This is a genomic window from Alkaliflexus imshenetskii DSM 15055 (assembly GCF_000517065.1).
Taxonomy (GTDB): Bacteria; Bacteroidota; Bacteroidia; order Bacteroidales; family Marinilabiliaceae; genus Alkaliflexus; species Alkaliflexus imshenetskii.
The window spans coordinates 1,476,151-1,494,232 of record NZ_KI912105.1 but is presented as its reverse complement, the minus strand read 5'-3'; the positions used below and the strand labels follow the sequence as shown (position 1 = coordinate 1,494,232).

The 18,082-nt window shown below is 41.7% G+C and carries 15 protein-coding genes; 8 read left to right on the top strand and 7 right to left on the bottom strand.

All coding sequences use genetic code 11. The features are described 5' to 3' along the window. The first annotated feature begins 65 nt into the window (after positions 1-65). The 7 genes from ALKIM_RS0106080 (at position 66) to lepA (ending at position 7,494) form a co-directional block, all read left to right on the top strand. Entirely contained in the window at positions 66-1,310 is a 1,245-nt protein-coding gene (locus tag ALKIM_RS0106080; protein ID WP_026473863.1) for a sigma-54 interaction domain-containing protein, read from the top strand. After that, a complete protein-coding gene (locus tag ALKIM_RS0106075) occupies positions 1,303-1,827 on the top strand; it encodes an LptE family protein (RefSeq protein WP_235714387.1) in 525 nt (174 codons plus the stop codon). Before ALKIM_RS0106080 ends, ALKIM_RS0106075 begins: the two co-directional genes overlap by 8 nt. Before the next feature lie 3 nt (positions 1,828-1,830). After that, complete coding sequence (locus ALKIM_RS0106070; RefSeq protein ID WP_026473861.1) at positions 1,831-2,823, top strand: hypothetical protein; 993 nt, start codon at positions 1,831-1,833, stop codon at positions 2,821-2,823. Between the two features lie 13 nt (positions 2,824-2,836). Continuing rightward, a complete protein-coding gene (secG, locus tag ALKIM_RS0106065; RefSeq protein WP_026473860.1) occupies positions 2,837-3,193 on the top strand; it encodes a preprotein translocase subunit SecG in 357 nt (118 codons plus the stop codon). 237 nt (positions 3,194-3,430) lie between these two features. Continuing rightward, on the top strand, positions 3,431-3,709 hold the full coding sequence (locus tag ALKIM_RS0106060; protein WP_026473859.1) for a co-chaperone GroES: 279 nt from the start codon (positions 3,431-3,433) through the stop codon (positions 3,707-3,709). Positions 3,710-3,745: 36 nt separating this feature from the next. Further along, on the top strand, positions 3,746-5,383 hold the full coding sequence (gene groL, locus ALKIM_RS0106055; RefSeq protein ID WP_026473858.1) for a chaperonin GroEL: 1,638 nt from the start codon (positions 3,746-3,748) through the stop codon (positions 5,381-5,383). Between the two features lie 323 nt (positions 5,384-5,706). Then, positions 5,707-7,494: a translation elongation factor 4 gene (lepA, locus tag ALKIM_RS0106050; protein WP_026473857.1), complete on the top strand. Its 1,788-nt coding sequence runs from the start codon at positions 5,707-5,709 to the stop codon at positions 7,492-7,494. A gap of 199 nt (positions 7,495-7,693) precedes the next feature. Here lepA and rprY read toward each other — a convergent pair whose 3' ends face one another. The 5 genes from rprY to ALKIM_RS0106025 all read right to left on the bottom strand — a co-directional run bounded on the left by rprY (position 7,694) and on the right by ALKIM_RS0106025 (position 12,614). Then, positions 7,694-8,377 carry a response regulator transcription factor RprY gene (gene rprY, locus ALKIM_RS0106045; protein WP_026473856.1) on the bottom strand — a complete coding sequence of 228 codons (684 nt, stop codon included), beginning with the start codon at positions 8,375-8,377 and terminating at the stop codon, positions 7,694-7,696. After that, positions 8,350-9,951, bottom strand: a complete 1,602-nt coding sequence (locus ALKIM_RS0106040) for a sensor histidine kinase (RefSeq protein ID WP_026473855.1) — start codon at positions 9,949-9,951, stop codon at positions 8,350-8,352. Before ALKIM_RS0106040 ends, rprY begins: the two co-directional genes overlap by 28 nt. Positions 9,952-10,340: 389 nt before the next feature. Next, positions 10,341-11,087, bottom strand: coding sequence for a ribonuclease III (rnc, locus tag ALKIM_RS17775; RefSeq protein WP_235714386.1), 747 nt, complete (start codon positions 11,085-11,087; stop codon positions 10,341-10,343). 7 nt (positions 11,088-11,094) lie between these two features. Next, the gene (gene fabF / locus ALKIM_RS0106030; RefSeq protein WP_026473854.1) at positions 11,095-12,345 is read right to left on the bottom strand and encodes a beta-ketoacyl-ACP synthase II; all 1,251 of its coding nucleotides are present in this window, start codon (positions 12,343-12,345) and stop codon (positions 11,095-11,097) included. A 32-nt stretch (positions 12,346-12,377) separates the two neighbouring features. Beyond that, positions 12,378-12,614, bottom strand: coding sequence for an acyl carrier protein (locus ALKIM_RS0106025; RefSeq protein ID WP_026473853.1), 237 nt, complete (start codon positions 12,612-12,614; stop codon positions 12,378-12,380). A 172-nt stretch (positions 12,615-12,786) separates the two neighbouring features. On the opposite strand from ALKIM_RS0106025, the gene purN reads away from it, so the two are divergent. Beyond that, complete coding sequence (gene purN, locus ALKIM_RS0106020) at positions 12,787-13,365, top strand: phosphoribosylglycinamide formyltransferase (RefSeq protein WP_026473852.1); 579 nt, start codon at positions 12,787-12,789, stop codon at positions 13,363-13,365. Between the two features lie 171 nt (positions 13,366-13,536). Here purN and ALKIM_RS0106015 read toward each other — a convergent pair whose 3' ends face one another. After that, on the bottom strand, positions 13,537-16,353 hold the full coding sequence (locus ALKIM_RS0106015) for a T9SS type A sorting domain-containing protein (RefSeq protein WP_026473851.1): 2,817 nt from the start codon (positions 16,351-16,353) through the stop codon (positions 13,537-13,539). A gap of 384 nt (positions 16,354-16,737) precedes the next feature. Beyond that, a complete protein-coding gene (locus ALKIM_RS0106010; RefSeq protein ID WP_052345434.1) occupies positions 16,738-18,006 on the bottom strand; it encodes a M23 family metallopeptidase in 1,269 nt (422 codons plus the stop codon). Between the last annotated feature and the right edge of the window lie 76 nt (positions 18,007-18,082).

Sequence of the window (18,082 nt, the reverse complement as noted above, 5' to 3'; positions counted from 1 at the left end):
CAACTGGCTTATTCAATGCAAAATTGTAATTTTGTCAGTTGAACCTGAAATTTTTGCAGAAGAAAATGAAGGATGTTCAACAGATAAAACAGCGATTTGGGATTATTGGGAACTCTTTTGTCCTCAACCGCGCCATCGATGTGGCGGTTCAGGTGGCACCAACCGATTTGTCGGTCCTTATTACAGGGGAGAGCGGTACCGGAAAAGAGGTGTTTCCACAAATCATCCATCAACATAGTTCGCGTAAACATGGCTCTTATATAGCCGTGAATTGCGGTGCAATTCCTGAAGGCACCATCGATTCCGAACTGTTTGGTCATGAAAAAGGGTCTTTTACCGGAGCTCTTGCCGACCGTAAAGGATACTTTGAGGAAGCCAATGGTGGAACCATATTTTTAGATGAGATAGGTGAATTGCCTCTGGCAACACAGGTACGGTTGTTGCGTGTGCTCGAAACTGGTGAATTTATTCGGGTGGGGTCATCTAAAATCATTAAAACCAATGTAAGGGTAGTAGCTGCAACCAATGTGAATCTTGAAAAAGCTATTGCCGATGGAAGGTTCAGGGAAGATTTATACTATCGTTTAAATAGTATTCCCATAATTATCCCGCCGTTGCGTGAGCGTGTTGAAGATATTTACCTGCTGTTTCGTAAATTTGCCAACGATTTTGCCGACCGATATCGTATGCCACCCATTAAGCTGGAGAGCGATGCCAAGGCACTATTGGAAAAGTATCGATGGCCGGGAAACATACGCCAACTCAAGAACATTACTGAGCAAATCTCTGTGATAGCCCAAAGCCGTTCTCTTGATGCTGAGCAGTTAAGACAATATCTGCCTTCGCATGCGGGTGAAAACCTGCCTGCTATAATCAGTGGCTCAGGGTCGGGTGAAAGTAGCAGTTTTTCAAGTGAAAGGGAAATTCTCTATAAAGTGCTTTTTGATATGAAGCGCGATATGAACGACCTGAAAAAGCTTGTTCTGGAGATGCTGCAGCACGGAGGTGACATTAACCTTAAGGGTGAGCACGCTCAGATTATTCAAAATTTATATGACAACGAGAGTGAAATCATAAAACCATCGGCATCACCCGCAAACGTAGGCTATTCTGCAAGGCACGACGAACATGCCATCGAAGATACCGAAGAATTTGTAGAGGAGTCACTGTCGTTGGAGGAGAAGGAGATTGAGCTAATTGAGAAAGCTTTGGAGCGGCACGGCGGGAAACGAAAAAACGCCGCACGCGAACTCGGCATCTCTGAACGAACACTTTATCGAAAGATTAAAGAATATGATATTAATGGATAGAATAAATGCTTTTTTTACATTCAGGCCGATGCTGCTGTTGGTTCTGATTGTGTTGTCCACATCCTGCTCGGTAAGGGTCACCATGAGAGGCTCCTCCGTTCCTGAAAATGTGCGCACTGCCTCCGTTCAGTTTTTCGACAACCGTGCACCTCTGGTAAACCCCCTTCTAAGTCAGAATTTCACTGAGAGTTTGAAGCGAAGAATAACCAGTGAGTCGCGTCTAAATATCAATGACAATCAAGGTGACGTTGATTTTTCCGGCGAAATAACAGGCTATGACATTCGCCCAATGGCCATTCAGGCCAATGCCATTTCTGCCGAAACGCGGCTAACCATCACGGTTAGGGTACGTTTCAGAAATTTCAAGGATCCCAGAGCAAATTGGGAGTCCACATTTTCAGCATATCAGGATTTTCCCAGTGACCGAAACATCTCCGCTATTGAGGAAGAGTTGGTACGTGATATAGTTGATCAGCTCACAGAAAATATATTTAACAGGGCATTTTCCGATTGGTAATAAATGAACAGGCAACAATTCATCGAGGCCGTCAGGCATCCAGAGCTACTCAATGAGCAAACCCTTGATTTGATAAGGGTCACGCTTGATGAGTACCCATTTTTTCAAGCCGGACGTATGCTTTGGATTAAAAACCTGCATCTGCTCGACCACATTCGCTATAACAACGAGTTGAAACTTGCTGCGGCACATATATCAGATAGAAGCAAGTTGTATGAGTTGTTGAATCCTGTATTGTTTAAACAATCAGAATCAGATGCAACTGTGGTCATTCAGGAGCCCGAAAGCCCACAGGAAACTATTGAGCCCAATTCTGAGGTTCAGGATTTATCTCCGCAAGTTTTTGTTACAGATAGCGATGATGTTGACCCACCGGCTGCCGGCGCAGATTATTTTGATGTGGATGATGTGTTCGAAACGGATAGCGGAGAGAAACTAGACTTTTCAAAGTATATATCTGATGATGAGGACGAAGAAGAGGCTGAAATAAAGTACGCTTTCCCGCAAACTGATGAGAACATAGTGCTTCCCAGTGCCGATTTGTTGCATTATGAGTTGAATGATCATCAGGTTTATTCATTAAAGGATGCAGGTGAAGTGCGACTGGACGAGGCACGTTCATTTTCCGACTGGCTTTCGGTGTTACGCCATCAGCCGGTGCCGGCGGTTAAGACCGATGAATCAGTTGTACCGGTTAAAGGTAAGCAGAAGAAGAAAATGGCATTGATTGATAATTTTCTGGAGCGAGGCATCAACACCCGCATAAAAGTTTCGCATGATGAGACTGCAATCTCCAAACAGGAGGATATTTCAGCAAAAAGTCTTCAGGAAAGTGAAGATCTTATGACCGAAACGCTTGCGAATATTTATATCCGACAAAAACATTTTTTAAAGGCAATTGATATATTCGAGCGCCTGCGTTTGAAATATCCCGAAAAAAACACTTACTTTGCACGTCGAATCAAAGAGTTGGAAGAACAAATTAATAATCAGTAATAATTAATAAATTATGTACGCATTTGTATCGGTTTTGGTGATTCTGGCCAGTATATTATTAATATTAATCGTTTTAGTGCAGAATTCCAAAGGAGGTGGCCTGGCATCTAATTTTGCTTCCTCCAATCAGGTTATGGGAGTTCGTAAAACCACAGACTTCCTCGAGAAAGCTACCTGGACTTTAGCAGGTGCGCTTCTGGTACTCTCATTTGTGGCTGTTATGGTGTTGCCAAAAGAGCAGATGGGGCGTCAGTCTGTAATTGATGAGCAAATGCAGAACATATTGCCTCCTGCTATGAACATGCCTAGTTTCCCCATTGCTGATGAGCCTGCTCAAGACAGCGCCATCGAAATTGAAGTGGAAGAATAGCACTTACCTCTTATAAAAATGTCAGAGTGTCAGGTTTACTGACACTCTTTTTTTTGCCCGTCTGTCAAGTGTAGTTCGCATGATTATTAGGTTGTTGATGGTTAATCGGGTTTCAATAGCGTGTTAAAATGACAGGTTATTTTCAGTTTTTAACCGTCTGAGTCATTTGGCACGTTTTCTGACATAGATGTTGCCATGAAAATATAAAATGTTTAACGATTTAAATTATAAACAGAAATGTCTACTTTAAAAGGAAAAATTCTTGCCGGTAAGGTTTTGGTTAAACCACAGGCAGCTGAGGAAAAAACATCCAGCGGAATCATTATTCCCGATTCGGCAAAGGAAAAACCACTTAAAGGTGAAGTGGTATTAACAGGTGCTGCTAAAAAGGATGAAACCATGGAAGTGAAAGCAGGTGATCTGGTATTGTATGGCAAATACGCCGGTACCGAGTTGAATATTGATGGTAATGACTATCTACTGATTTCACAAAGTGACATTTTGTATATCGCTTAACTTTTCACGGAACAACCAATTTAAAAGATTATTAAAATGGCTAAAGAGATTAAATTCAATATTGAAGCACGTGACCTCCTGAAACAAGGAGTTGATGAACTTGCAAATGCTGTAAAAGTAACCCTTGGTCCCAAAGGACGCAACGTGGTTATCGACAAAAAATTTGGTGCACCTGCAATTACTAAGGATGGTGTGAGTGTTGCCAAAGAGGTCGAATTGTCTGACCCTTACGCAAACATGGGTGCACAAATGGTTAAGGAAGTGGCTTCCAAAACTGGTGACGATGCCGGAGATGGTACTACTACTGCTACTGTTTTGGCGCAGGCCATCATCAATGTGGGTCTTAAAAACGTTACCGCTGGCGCCAATCCTATGGAACTTAAAAAAGGTATCGACCTGGCAGTGGCAAAAGTTGTAGAGAGCATCAAGGCTCAGGCACATGAAATTGGTACCGATAACGAGAAAATTGAGCAGGTTGCAAAAATCTCTGCCAACAACGACAGCGAAATCGGCCGCTTGATTGCTGAGGCTATGGAGAAAGTTGGTCGTGAAGGAGTTATCACTGTTGAAGAGGCTAAAGGAACTGAAACCACCGTTGAAGTGGTTGAAGGTATGCAGTTCGACCGTGGTTACATCTCTCCCTATTTTGTGACCAACACCGAAAAAATGGAAGCCGAATTAGACAATCCGTTCATCCTCATTCATGACAAAAAAATCAGCACCATGAAGGATATGTTGCCTGTGCTTGAGCAAACGGCTCAGTCAGGTCGTCCTTTGTTGATTATTGCCGAAGATGTGGATGGCGAAGCACTTGCTACTCTTGTTGTAAACCGTTTGAGAGGTTCATTGAAAGTGGCTGCTGTTAAAGCTCCCGGTTTTGGCGACCGTCGCAAAGAGATGCTTCAGGACATTGCTGTGCTTACCGGAGGTACCGTTGTTTCGGAAGAGACCGGTCTGAAATTGGAGAATACCACTTTGGATATGCTTGGCCGTGCTGAGAAAATAACCATCGACAAAGAGAATACAACCTTGGTAAACGGTGCTGGCAGCAAAGATGCCATCAACGCCCGTGCTGCTCAAATCAAAGCACAGATTGCAAACACCACTTCTGACTATGACCGTGAGAAGTTGCAAGAGCGCCTTGCCAAACTGGCAGGCGGTGTAGCTGTACTTTATGTAGGAGCTGCTTCTGAGGTTGAAATGAAGGAGAAAAAAGACCGTGTGGATGATGCACTGAGCGCAACACGTGCTGCTGTTGAGGAAGGTATCGTTCCAGGTGGTGGTGTAGCATATATTCGTGCCATCGCAGCCCTCGAAAATCTTAAAGGCGAAACCGAAGATGAGTCGACAGGTGTTGAGATAGTTAAGCGTGCCATCGAAGAGCCTTTGCGTCAGATTGTATTCAACGCCGGAAAAGAAGGCGCTGTTGTGGTACAAAAAGTGCGTGAAGGAAAAGATGACTTTGGATACAATGCCCGTGTGGATGAGTATCAGAACTTCTATAAAACTGGCGTAATCGATCCAGCTAAAGTGACACGTGTAGCCCTGGAAAATGCAGCATCTATTGCAGGTATGTTCCTTACTACCGAATGTGTACTTGTGGAGAAGAAAGAAGAGAATCCTGCTCCTCCAATGCATGGCGGAATGGGCGGCGGAATGCCCGGAATGATGTAAGCCGATTCCGAAGTTCGTAAGAATACAATTAGAAAAGGGAGCCGTATATCCGGTTCCCTTTTCTGTTTTATACAGCTTCTGAATTGTATTCCATTTTCCTGTTTTTGATGCTTTTTCGACCAAACCAGCATGTGACACTGTCAGGTAATGCCTTGAAAAAAAAGAAAATTGGTCGGAATTCAATATATTTGCAACATTGAAATAACAAGTGTTTTACCGGTAACCGGTTGTTAGACGTTACGCAGTAAGCAGCACATTTATCTACCATGCCGGATGATGCATTTGGTATGTCATATTAATCAGGTAGCGAAATAAGAATATAGATGAAGAACATCCGAAATTTTTGCATTATAGCCCATATCGATCATGGGAAAAGTACTTTGGCAGATCGACTTTTGCAGATCACCAACACGGTAGCTGACAAGGATTTGCTTGAACAAACCCTTGATAGCATGGATTTGGAGCGGGAGCGTGGCATTACCATCAAGAGTAAGGCCATCCAGATGCAATATGTTTATAACGGAGAGAATTATACGCTTAATCTGATTGATACTCCGGGACACGTAGATTTTGCCTATGAAGTATCGCGTTCAATTGCGGCATGTGAAGGAGCACTGCTTATTGTGGATGCCACGCAAGGCATACAAGCGCAAACCATCAGCAACCTTTATCAGGCTGTAGATCACGATCTCCACATCATTCCTGTGCTTAATAAAATGGACATGCCAAATGCCATGCCCGAGGAGGTTGAAGACCAAATCATCGATTTAATAGGATGCGATCGCTCGGATATTATTCGAGCAAGCGGTAAAACCGGGTTAGGGGTTGATTTAATTCTGCAGAAAATTATTGAGGAAGTGCCTCCTCCGGTTGGAGATCCCGAAGGCCCCCTGCAAGGATTGATTTTTGATTCGGTATTCAACTCATTTCGAGGCATCATAGCCTATTTTAAAGTGGTGAATGGCGAAATACGAAAAGGTGATCATGTAAAGTTTGTGAATACAGCCAAGGAGTATTATGCCGATGAAGTTGGCGTTCTTGGCCTCGGACTTGTTCCGCGTGATGTTCTCAAAACAGGCGATGTTGGATATATTATATCAGGAATTAAAACCAGTAAAGAGGTAAAGGTGGGTGACACCATTACCCATGTTAAACGTGCTTGTGCCAAGGCTATCTCTGGTTTTGAAGAGGTAAAGCCAATGGTGTTTGCCGGCGTGTATCCAATCGATTCCGAAGATTATGAAGATTTGCGCAGCTCAATTGAAAAACTTCAGTTAAATGATGCCTCACTCACATTCTTGCCCGAATCATCTGCTGCGTTGGGTTTTGGTTTCCGTTGCGGCTTTTTGGGTCTTCTGCACATGGAAATTGTTCAGGAGCGACTGGATCGCGAGTTTGATATGGATGTGATTACCACGGTTCCCAACGTGCCATACCTTGCTTATACCAAAAAAGGTGAGTTAATCGAAGTGCATAACCCCTCAGGTCTTCCCGATGCAGGTATCCTCGATTATGTTGAAGAGCCATATATCAGCGCCCAGATTATTTCCCATTCCGATTATATTGGAAACATCATGACGCTTTGCTTAAACAAGCGAGGCGAATTGGTAAAGCAGCATTATCTCACCACCGACAGGGTTGAGCTTGTTTTTGATATGCCTCTGGCCGAGATTGTATTTGATTTCTATGACAAGTTGAAGAGCATCTCAAAGGGATATGCCTCTTTTGATTATCATACCACTGGTTATCGCCTCTCAAAGCTGGTGAAACTGGATATTCTTTTAAATGGCGAAAGCGTGGATGCCCTATCAACTCTTACCCATTTTGACAATGCCTATAGCATGGGTAAGCGTATGTGTGAGAAGTTAAAGGAGCTTATTCCACGTCAGCAGTTTGATGTGGCTATTCAGGCTGCAATTGGTTCAAAAGTGATATCCCGCGAAACGGTTAAAGCGCTTCGAAAAGATGTAACAGCAAAATGTTATGGTGGTGACATCTCGCGTAAGCGTAAACTGCTCGAAAAGCAGAAGAAAGGTAAGAAGCGGATGAAACAGGTTGGTAACGTGGAAGTGCCGCAAAAAGCCTTCCTTGCAGTGTTGAAGTTGGATTAAATCTAACGCATCCGGCCGACGATATAAATGCAAAAAAGCTTCCCGAAAGAGAAGCTTTTTTTATGCCTGTGAATGGGATTTGCTTACAAAATCCCAGATGATTATTGATATGAAGGCGTAAATTACTGCAAAACAAATTCACCGGATGTAAAAAAACCGATACATCCGGCTATTGAAAAACAACTGGTAGTCTGTATTTCTACATCACCAACTTGTAGCCTTTTCCGTGAACGTTAAGAATTTCAACAGAAGGCTCATCTTTTAGATGTTTACGAAGCTTGGTGATGTAAACGTCCATGCTGCGGGCATTAAAGTAATTGTCGTCCACCCAGATGGTTTTTAGCGCAAAATTACGCTCTAGTACTTTGTTGGCATTATTACAAAGCAGTTTGAGCAGTTCAGATTCTTTGGTGGTGAGTTTTACAATTTTATCGCCATCAATGAGTTGTTGTTTTTGCGTGTCAAATTTATATTTTCCAATCTGGAAAACATCCTGACTAGCCAGAGTGCCTTTGGTACGTCGAAGAATGGCCTCGATGCGAAACAACAACTCCTCCATACTGAAAGGTTTTGTGAGGTAGTCGTCGGCGCCAATTTTAAATCCCTGGAAAATATCTTCTTTCATGGATTTGGCGGTCAGGAAAATAATGGGCACTTCGGTATTAACCATCCGGATTTCCCTGGCAAGTGTGAAACCATCTTTCTTAGGCATCATCACATCAAAAATACAAACGTCGTATTTTTTGCTCATGAAAGCTTCGTATCCGGCTTCGCCGTCGGGCATCAGGTCGGTGTCGTATCCTTTGGCTACCAAGTATTCTCTGAGCAACATGCCCAGGTTTTCATCATCTTCGGTCAGGAGAATTTTATATTCTTTTTCCATTCCTTATCGCTTTTAAGGGGTAAAAATATTTCAAACTTTGTTCCAACATTGAGTTCACTTTCTACTTTGATTTGAGCCCCGTGGTCTTCCACAATTTTTTTCACATAGGCCAAACCAAGTCCAAAACCTTTTACATTGTGTACATTTCCGGTGGGCACTCTGTAAAACTTTTCGAATATACGCTTTAGGTTATCTTTTGATATGCCAAGACCATTGTCTTGTATGTTGATAACGATTCCAGTTGGTCGGTTCCAGGTTTTCACATGAAAAACAGGCGTGCCTCTACGGTATTTCAAGGCATTGTCCAACAGGTTAAATATAACATTTGTAAAATGCACTTCGTCCACATGGGCGAATGGGTTTTTCGCCTCTAATTTTTCAACGATTTTTCCGTTTTGTGTTTCCACTTTTAAGCGGAACGTGTTAACCACTCCATGCACCAAATCGTTGATATTTGTCTTTTTGAGTTTCAGCCCTGCCTGCCCTTTTTCAAAGATAGCCATTTGCAGAACTTTTTCAACCTGAAAACTCAAACGTTTGCTCTCATCCTGAATCACTCCTGATATATGCTGCAGTGTAGAGGGTGTTTTGGTTACCGCGCTGTCTTTCAGCATTTGTGAGGCAAGAGAGATTGTAGATATTGGTGTTTTGAACTCATGGGTCATGTTGTTGATGAAATCATTTTTTATTTCATCGAGTCTTTTTTGTTTTACTATAATCACCAAGGTAAGGATTGATGCAAGAATCATTACAAGGGTGAAAATAACTGTCGGCAACACCATTCCCATAGAATCCATTATAAAATTAGGTCTTTTTGGGAAATAAACAAGCATGTGGTTGGCCTTTGGGTGTAAATCGTTGGGAAAAAGATGTTTTTGGTACATTGTAGTGGCCTCATCGCGATCAAATTTTGATGTGGAGGTAACCAGATTTCCCCGAGAATCAAAAATTCCGAACTCAAAAGGAACATTTATGCCTCTTTCGATAAATGCCTGTACAAGTGATACGTCGAGCATCTCTCTTGATACGCGCTCCTGTATGGGTTTGTCGCTGATGAATATGTCTTTTAACAAGCGCGCTCTTTGCTCGTCAAATTTGGTGCGCAGTTGGTTGTAAGTATTGTTAAGCGCATGTGACAAAGGATCTGATTTGTCGGGATGATTGGAGATCATGGGTGCGCGCTCCTGATTGCTATATATCAGCGAGTCGTTGCTATATGTGAGCAGACGAGTGTTTAAATGTGCGCCCTGTATGGAAAAATCGAGGGTAATGCCATATTGAAGCAGATTTTCATCGAACATGGCCTGATTTGTACCAGAAAAGTATTTGTTCTCTTTTCTTAACTGTGGGGGTAAATTGATGATTGGGTTTAAGTCGAGTTGTGCTCTCAGCATCGACGTCTCGTTCATTTCAAGACGATACACCACATGATCCATGGCTTGTCGCACCAACTGATCAAAGTGGTCTTCCTTTATCTGGTTTGCGTTCTTAATCCATAAGGTCTGGATATAAATAAGCCCAACCAGCGTTATCGTAATAATTATAATAAGGATTTGAATAAACCTTCTGCTCATAAAGGCAAAATTAGTTGCTTGGGGAGAATAATCAGCCTGTTTAACATTAATTAACTACACTGGATTGATAATCAGGAGATTCAGACGGGCGTGAAGTGAAGGTAGAAGCCTGTAAAACTGCATAGGTAATAAAATTCGCATTGTGATTCTGTAAGTAACAAAACATCAAAAAGTTATAATAAGTTTAAAGGATTTGGGGTATTGTTTTTTAAAATCGAGAGTTAAAATAGTTATCACATTGCTGATTTCCAAATTTGACACTCATAAAGACAGGGTTCTTACGAAGAATTTTATTTCAGGTACGTTTGCAATGTGCACGCAACTTTATCAGCCTTAATCTAAGGGTTATTATAGCAATTACTTTCCGGAGGATGAAAAAGAGGAGCCAGTTAGTTTAGAGACAGTTCCCGAATTTCGGAGACATTGCTTAGAGCTTTGCACGCTGCATTTTGCTGAGCTTCTTTTTTGGAGGAGCCTTCGCCTTCTCCCAGCATTTTATTGTTTATAAATGCCTGTGCCACAAAAATCATTTCGTTGGCGAGTTGACTTGGGTATTCTTCGGTCACAAAATGGATATTGCACTTGTTTTTTTGTCCCCACTCAATGAGCAGCGATTTGAAGTTGGTATCATTTTCGACAAAAGAGATGAGGTTGGGTTGTTTGTTGATGATTTTTTTGAGAATGAACCGGTAGGTCTGTTTGTAACCCCGATCGAGATAGATAGCACCAATCAGAGCCTCAAGCGCATCGCCGGGGATATGGGTTTGCGCCATATCAGCCAGTGGTTGGGTGCGAATTAATTGATTTAGCCCCATTTTTAGAGCCAGCTGGTTCATGTTGTGGCGGTTCACAATGCGGGAGCGCATTTTGGTGAGCGCACCTTCATCCTTCTCCGGAAATCTGAGGAAAAGTTCATGTGCCACTACTGCACTCAATACGGCATCTCCCAGATATTCGAGTCGCTCATTGTTAAGTGGCGCGCCTTGCTCATCTTTACGCATGAGGGATTTATGCAGAAATGCCAGATGGTAATAATGGGCATTTACCGGAGTGATTCCGGTAATCTTTTTGATTAAACAATAAAACTTCCTGTCCTTACGGACAAGAAGTTTTAAAGATATTAATATGCTCTTCAACACAATGTTATTCAATAGCTTTAAAGGCCACGGATGCGTTGTGACCACCAAATCCAAAGGTGTTTGATAATGCTACGCGCACGCGACGATGCTGTGCCTTGTTAAAGGTGAAATTGAGTTTGTTGTCAATTTCATCATCGTCGGTAAAATGGTTGATCGTGGGCGGCACAATACCATATTTTATTGCGAGGATAGCTGCAATAGATTCTACAGCACCAGCGGCTCCCAGAAGGTGGCCGGTCATTGATTTTGTAGAGCTTATATTGAGCTTAAAAGCGTGGTCGCCAAAAACTTCTTTGATAGCTTTAGTTTCCGCAATGTCGCCTAGCGGGGTAGCAGTTCCGTGAACATTGATATAATCAACCTCGTCCAGAGCTACGTTACCGTCGCTCAATGCACTTTCCATAACTTTACGAGCGCCTAACCCATCGGGGTGTGGCGCGGTAAGGTGGTATGCATCAGCGGTCATTCCGGCACCAGAAACTTCACAGTAAATAGTGGCACCTCTGTTAATGGCGTGTTCATACTCTTCGAGAATGAGCGCACCGGCACCTTCGCCAATTACGAAACCATCCCGGTCTTTATCAAACGGACGCGAAGCCGTTTCGGGATCGTCATTACGCGTTGACAGGGCCTGCAGCGCATTAAATCCACCAACGCCAGCTTCATTAATGGCAGCTTCAGAACCTCCGGTGATAAACACTTTTGCCTTGCCTAACCGGATCAGGTTAAAGGCATCAGCAATCGCATGAGTGGAAGATGCACAAGCTGATACAGTTCCGTAGTTTGGGCCACGGAAATTGTATTTCATAGAAATGTGTCCGGCCGCGATGTCGGAGATCATTTTAGGAATGAAGAACGGACTAAAGCGCGGTACGCCATTACTTTCTACGAAGCCACGTGCTTCTTCAAGAAAGGTGATAATACCTCCGATTCCGGCACCCCAGATAACTCCGGCGCTGTCGGGATCCAGATTTTCGACGTCAAGGCCAGAATTCTGAACTGCTTGCTCAGCCGCTACTAAAGCGTACTGAGCAAACAAATCCAATTTTTTGACCTCTTTACGATCGAAATAATCTGTAGGATTAAAACCCTTTACCTCGCAAGCAAATTTAGTTTTGAAATTGGTGGTGTCAAATCGAGTAATGGGCCCTGCGCCGCTCACTCCGTTTACAAGGCTGTTCCAATACTCTTCGATGGAATTACCGATTGGGGTAATGGCACCCAGTCCCGTTACAACTACTCTTTTTAACTCCATAAAATAATTTTCAGAAATAACTAATTATTGTCTTACTTGGCGTTCTCTTCGATGTATGCAATTGCGTCACCTACTGTGCCGATGTTTTCAGCCTGATCGTCGGGAATAGCGATGTTGAATTCTTTTTCGAACTCCATGATCAGTTCAACAGTGTCAAGAGAGTCAGCACCCAGATCGTTGGTGAAGCTAGCCTCTGGAGTAACTTCGGTCTCGTCAACTCCCAACTTGTCTACAATAATTGCTTTAACTCTTGATGCAATGTCTGACATAGCTTTAAATTTTAAGTTAATAATTCAATTTTGGTTTTAAAAATAATTGTGCAAAGAAAAAGATTTGCCTAAAATAAATCAAATATTCCATCAACGAAATTTATTTTAAGGTATCTTTTTTCTATTTTTAGGGGTTAAAAGTTGATTTTTTTACAGGGTTAATGTTTTAATAATGAAAAACATAATAGTGTTTGCTTCAGGTTCTGGTTCCAATGCCGAAAATATTATCCGTTTTTTTGACGAAACACCGGATGTCAAAGTGAGCTGGTTACTGTCAAATAATCCTGAAGCTTATGCCTTGAAACGGGCTGAGATGCTGAATGTCAGCACGATGGTGTTTGATAGGGCAGCCTTTAGAGACTCAGACCAAGTTCTGAATTTTTTAACCGGATGTCAACCCGATTTGATTGTTTTAGCTGGTTTTCTTTGGCTTGTGCCCGAAAAAATTGTAAAAGCTTTCCCAAATCGTATTGTTAATATACATCCGGCTTTACTTCCTAACTATGGCGGAAAGGGGATGTATGGGGATAAGGTTCATCAGGCGGTTATTGCGAATCAGGAGAAGGAATCCGGTATAACCATTCATTATGTGAATGAACACTATGACGAAGGTAACATTATTTTTCAAGCAACTTGCAAAATAACTGCGGCGGATACGCCCGTCACATTGGCCGAAAAGATTCATGCGTTAGAGCATGAGCATTTTCCGAAAGTGATTGAGAGTTTGTTGGATTTAACCTTGAACACCTAAATATACGAGAAGCAATTTGTGATAAGCAACTGTTTAGTAGCGGTTTCTATACCTAAATAGAAACTCTCCGGCTTGAACAACACCGGAGAGTTTAATGTAAGAGAATCATTTATTCTTTGTTGTTACTACTAAGCAACAGCACTTCTCCCTTTATTTTTATGTGCATATGGATTACTGGTATTTAATGTACTTGATGGCCTTATTGTAATCCTTAGCATTGATTTTTATGAAATAGAGTCCGGCAGGTTCTTTAGAGATATCCAAAGATATACTTTGATTATTAGCTTGCACTATATAGTTTCCTTTGAGTACAAGATTACCGGCCGTAGAATAGACTTCTATATCGCAACTACGATTAGGGAAGTCATTTAAGGTCACCAGTATTTTGCCATTCCCTGGGTTGGGCGTAATAAATACCTCCTTTGAATTTTCGATCAATTTAATAAACGTTGGCGAATACTCTGCCTCGAAAACATTTGAATAACTGGAGCCTCCATTTGTATTGTATGCTTTAACCCGATAGTAGTACTTTTGGTTGGCTACTAAGTCCCGGTCGAAAAAGCTATTGGCACTACTTCCTATGGTTTCAATACTTTTAAAGGCCTTGTTATCGATGGATCTTTCTATAGAAAATCCGGTTTCGTTGGTGGAATTCTTCTTCCAATTTAATTCAATTCCGGAATTGGTGCTTTTTAAACTGGACAACTTTCCATCAAGTTCGGTGGGAGCTTGGGGGAAATCGATATCGATTTTCGCAATGCAGAACAGATCGGATTCATTTCCAATACGGTTAAAACTTCCTACAACAAACATTTGTGTTTCATTAGTTTGTAAAAAACGGGTGACTTTACCTTCTACATCGTATTTGAAAAACTCATCTACATCGCCGTTAAGAGAGACTTTTATGAGTGCCGGTTTTTCTATATCGTTCACCGATGTAAATCTTCCACCAATAATAAGTTGATCGCCGCCGGGGTGTTGTATGCTGTTAATCTGTGGAAAGCCTCCCTCCGCTTGATAGAAAGAGATGAGGGTGTTGTCTATAAGTTCGCCGTTGGCCTCCAATTGAGTTAGGTAGTTTTTATCGTATCCGTTACCAAAATTTCCAACAACGATTTTATTGTTGTCTATCACGGCCAGACTTGAAACTTGAATGTCTGAAACAGAATTAATGAAATCAGAATCGACGGTTCCATCGGTATTTAAACGGATTAAGAATCCATAATTATCTACTTCGTTATGAATGACACCTCCTACAAGTAATTTTTTGTCGGATTGATAGGCCATATCGGTCACCCTGAAACCTTGATTAGAAAGCAATGGCGTAGCTCCGATGAAAGTATTTAAACTACCATCTGACTCAAAGACAGCAAAACCTTTTCGAGGCTCAGAATTGACATAAATAAATGCGCCGCTAATAATTATTTGGTCTGTTGGATCAATCAATATTTTATCGACTCCTTCTCCTATTAAGTCCCGTTGTACTTTTGCTAAGAACTCAGTGTCTATCAGTCCCTCTGGTTTAATTCTTGCCAACAAACCGGTTTCAACGCCATTAACTGTTGTAAAGTCACCACCAATTATTAAGCTTAAATCGGATTGTCCGGCAATTGCTCGTACTGCACCGTTGGTGCCAGTTCCAATATTTTCAAGAAAAGTTGGATCTACAGATCCATCAGCATTGAAACGTACGATATTGTTTATGTAAAAACCATTGACCTGAGAAAATTCACCGCCAATAATTATTTTACCATCATCTTGTTTATAAGCTGCATATAGAACAGGATTACCTCCCACTTCTGGAGAAAACTCTTCGATTATAGATCCTGAAGGATTAAGAGCGGTAATGCCAAATCCTTTTATATTATTACAACTAATATGATCACCAGCCACATAAATTCTTTCGCCATACAATTTAATTAATGGCTTAAATTCTGTGATATCAGGCAATTGAAAATTGGCAACACTAAAAGTTTCATCCATGGTGCCATCTGCATTTAAACGAAGCACCTTATAACTTAAAGGATATCCTAATGGTGATCCGGCAACAAGAATTTTCCCATCCTCAGAAATTTCAATTTCATTATTTCGATGGCGATTAAGAATGTTATTAATAGCACCGGATGTTGTAAAGGTCTCGTCGATGGTTCCATCCTCATTTAAACGAAATATACCTTCAGCATCCTGCTCTTTAAAACTCTTAAAACGACCGGCAATCAGAATTTTTCCATCAGGTTGAATTTTAATGTCGTAGATAAAAGTGCTATTCAAGTCCAATATGTCACAAGTTCCAGTTTCAAATGTTTCGTCCAGCGTACCATCGGCATTTAATCTCACGAGTTTGCCAATCGTACCTTCGGTTGTGCTGTAGTGTATGGCGCTAATTATTTTTCCATCATTTAACAATTGGAAAGCACCAGTATAGAGTCCAAACTCATCTTGGTAGGGATTAAAATTTTGGTCAATACTCCCATCGCTGTTCAATCGCGCTAAACCAATTCCAGACCAAGACGACACAAGGTATTTTCCATCATCCTGTTGCTGTATTTTATTGATGAATTGCAGCGTGTTTCCTACAGAAAATGTTTCATCAAATTTTCCATCCGAGGTTAATCTGATTAGATGTTCACTTCCATTTAATTTGTAATTGTTTGAGCCCAACAACACTTTACCATCACTGTCAACATGTAGGGCAGTGATTCGTGCTGACTCATTTAAATAAATGGAAGTCTGGAAAGTATTATCCAGGCTGCCATCAGACTTTAGTTTCACAACCGCATTTGTAGGGGTATTTCCTATTGAAGAATAATTGCCGGCGATGATAACATCACCATCAGGCAGAACGGAAATGGCAGTTAAGTTGGGATTTGCTTTTATAACGGGCTTAAAATCAGGGTCAACATTCTGTGCTTTCGAGATTGAATGAGAGGCAATAAAAAAAGCGAAAGCCAGAAAAAGGGTTTTCGCCACATTTAATAAGGTAGTCATAATAAATTGGGTTAGAAGTTTGTAATATGTTTGTTAGTTACAAATATAAATTTAATTTAACAAATTGATGCTAAAAGGTCGAAAAAGAGTTTGTAATGATTGTAGATTAGTTTGTAAGTGTTTTGTCTTGTAAATCAGTTAGCAAAGGGGTTTCATCATGGTTTTTTGTTCCTTTGATAATGGTTGTTGAATTGCGGCTGTAAATACCTCCTAAATGGTTTTTAGAGTAATTTTCGGCAGTAAGGTTGGCTACAATTTTAAGTTTGAAACCCTCGCTTTAACCGCTGGTTAACAGATTTTTTTTTATAAATATCTAATCAGTTTTTACAGACATTTTTTAGGATGTGTCAGGAGGTTAGCGACCAAATTCGCTGATCACTTATCTTAATTCCTTGACATTGGAATTTGTTTTAACTCGTCCATGAGTGGTCGGATATATTCGAGGTATCTCTCTGTGTTTTCTTCACTGATGGGATCCACTGGAGGCGCTTCGATGCTTAAAGGATCAACCGGCGAACCGTTTTTGAAAACCCTGAAATCCAGGTGTGGTCCGGTGGCTAATCCAGTTTTTCCAACATACCCAATCATTTGTCCCTGACGCACATACTGGCCTTTCTGTATGCCTTTGGCAAATCCCTGAAGGTGCATGTAAACGGTTGTATACACACTGTTGTGCCTGATGCGGATATAGTTTCCACCGCCTTTGGGATCCCATCCGCGATTGATAATGGTTCCATCACCTATGGCATATACAGGAGTTCCTTCTGGCGCTGCATAATCGACTCCATGATGTGGGCGGTTAATGCGCAGAACAGGGTGGAATCGGTTGTGGCTGAACCGGGAACTGATACGTGAGAATTTGAGTGGCGCTTTAAGAAAGGCCTTACGAAGACTTTTGCCTTCTTCGTCGAAGAAGCTCCATGTGCTGTCTTCTTTAAAACGAAAAGCATAGTATTCACGCCCTTTGTGCAAGAAGAGCGCCGCATGAATGGCGTGAATGCCAATGGCGCTGCTGTCGACATAAGCCTCATCATAAATCACTCTGAAGTTGTCTCCTTTTTCGATGCCGAAGAAATCAACTGTCCAGGCATAAATTTCCGACAGTTCAATGGCAAGCAGTGGATTCATATTGCTTTCGCGGATAGCATTCCAGAGTGAGGAGTTGATGGTACCTGCACCTGATTTCTCAACTATGTGAATTGGTTTTTCGTCACGGTACACCTGCAATGAGTCGCTCAACTGCATTACCAGATAATCTGTATTGTTAATTTCGTAAACAAACCATGCCGCTGTTTGCAATGTATCTCTATGGCGAAAAACTGTATAAGGATTTCCTACGCGTATGCGGCGTACATCAAATATATCCTTGCTTTTTTCAGCCAGTTGGTGAATAATTGGATAGTCTACTTTCTGAGAGAGTAATATGGAGGCAAGGTTTTGGTTGCGCCCTACCTGATAGCGTTCGATGTAAAACGAATCCTCAATAAATCCATATAACATTGGAGGCGGCGGCGCAGGCGGGAAGTCGTCAATAAGCAGAGAGTCCTGTTGGCTGATGCTAAGGTCGTTTTTTACACGCCACTGCGATATGTATAATGAGGCCGGGATGGCCAGAATAATCACGGTAACAATTGCGATGAGGGCTTTTTTCATTATCAAAAAAGTCTTTGTGTGGCGGTAAAGATAATAATGCACCCTCAATGGTGCAAGAGGAAAAGTGCGGTTAGGA